At 40.2% G+C, this 1,034-nt stretch carries 1 protein-coding gene; it reads right to left on the reverse strand.

Annotation, left to right across the window (positions count from 1 at the left end; translation table 11 throughout):
- Positions 1 to 112 precede the first annotated feature (112 nt).
- Positions 113 to 574 carry a hypothetical protein gene (locus ELS82_RS25245; protein WP_134837795.1) on the reverse strand — a complete coding sequence of 154 codons (462 nt, stop codon included), beginning with the start codon at positions 572 to 574 and terminating at the stop codon, positions 113 to 115.
- Positions 575 to 1,034 lie beyond the last annotated feature (460 nt).

Here is a 1,034-nt window from a genome sequence, read left to right on the forward strand (position 1 = left end):
TGCTAATGCCTTCCTCTTTTGACAACTGGCTTACTGACATTGAATATGGAGGCAGTAGCTTCTTCAATATGGCTTCTTTTCTTTCTGCTGGAATACGAGACACAATTCATTCTTACCGCCCAAACTGGTTAAATTTTAACAGTGACAATATCCTGCCAGAGGGGGAACTATTAGACCAATGAATAACTTTATCCTGTTGAATAACACTAGAAGTTTGGACTGACTCTACTTGTTGAACGTTTATACGGTGAGTCTTCTGAGATTCCAGCTCTTTAGAATTTTTTTGCCTTGCTTGACGCTCCAATTCCTTTTGCTTTTGATTTGCTAACCAGCGTTCATGCTCGATCTGCTTTCTTTGCATCTCGAGTTCATGCGCTTGTTGCTCTTTCTGCCGTTTTCGAGATTCGATATCATTCAACACTCCTTGAATTTGATTGAGCCCTTGATTCATGCCGTTTTGGTAGTTATTGCTCTGGCAATGAATTGAACTTCCAAAGTTATTGCAAGTGGTCAATGTTGTCGCGTTAGTACCAACAGAAGCCAATGCTAGAAGTACAAAAAGAGAGCTTTTCATTGAGATTTTCCGCAATTAATTACAAGGATGTGCATTTTACACACAACAATTACAAAATGCCATACCCTAAAATGAATGCAATTGTCAGATACTTAGTTAACTGTGAATCGATGCTAGCAACCAAACTATCGTCGCACTAAACGACTGATAGCCGTCTTTCACTTACTTACTCAATTCCAAATCGATACCTTATCAACAATGCAAGGAAGTTAGATTGCCAAGAGGCACACAATTCCTAGATTAGTGGTATTCGCATAACTCGCTGTAGTGCAATTCACATTAATAAGAAATGAACGAGTAATTGCTCTGAATGATTTTGGGGCGTGCGACATGAGGTCGTATGCAGCGCTGTCCATCGCGTTAAGAATGGACCATCTGTATCACCAGATGAGCCTAAGAGCCTGAATTAAGTAGCGGCTCTGACAATGTAATGAAGACAAGAAACTATCTTGTCGGGAGC

The sequence above is a fragment of the Vibrio ouci genome (genome assembly GCF_004551525.1).
Taxonomy (GTDB): Bacteria; Pseudomonadota; Gammaproteobacteria; order Enterobacterales; family Vibrionaceae; genus Vibrio; species Vibrio ouci.

Coding starts and splice junctions, on each gene's coding strand:
- ELS82_RS25245 (WP_134837795.1), bottom strand. CDS start 574: ATGAAAAGCTCTCTTTTTGTACTTCTAGCATTGGCTTCTGTTGGTACT.